Origin of the sequence: Citrobacter sp. wls613, assembly GCF_005281195.1 — a bacterium.
Classification (GTDB): Bacteria; Pseudomonadota; Gammaproteobacteria; order Enterobacterales; family Enterobacteriaceae; genus Citrobacter; species Citrobacter gillenii.
On sequence record NZ_SZXN01000014.1, the window covers coordinates 15,451 to 15,695 of the forward strand.

Below are 245 nucleotides of genomic sequence, written 5' to 3' on the forward strand. Positions count from 1 at the left end.
CAAGCCTTTGCACCGGGTGGCGTTAAGCAGCTATTCGCTGAGTAAGTTCAAAGCCAGCAACCAGCAGTACCAGTTTTATCTGGCCTGGAATGGCCTCTCCGGGAGAAAAGTAGACGAACGGCGATTAAAACGATGGAGAGAAAAAGGACGAACCCCGGATGCACCTGCGCATGTGGACTGGCATGAAGCGGAGCGGTACTGCGCGTGGCTCGGGGAGGTGACGGGCCTGCCGTTCTCGCTGCCGA

At 57.6% G+C, this 245-nt stretch carries 1 protein-coding gene; it reads left to right on the plus strand.

Annotation, left to right across the window (positions count from 1 at the left end; translation table 11 throughout):
- Nucleotides 1-245: SUMF1/EgtB/PvdO family nonheme iron enzyme (locus FDX01_RS03465; protein ID WP_170974748.1), on the plus strand; the 245-nt coding region annotated here is incomplete at both ends.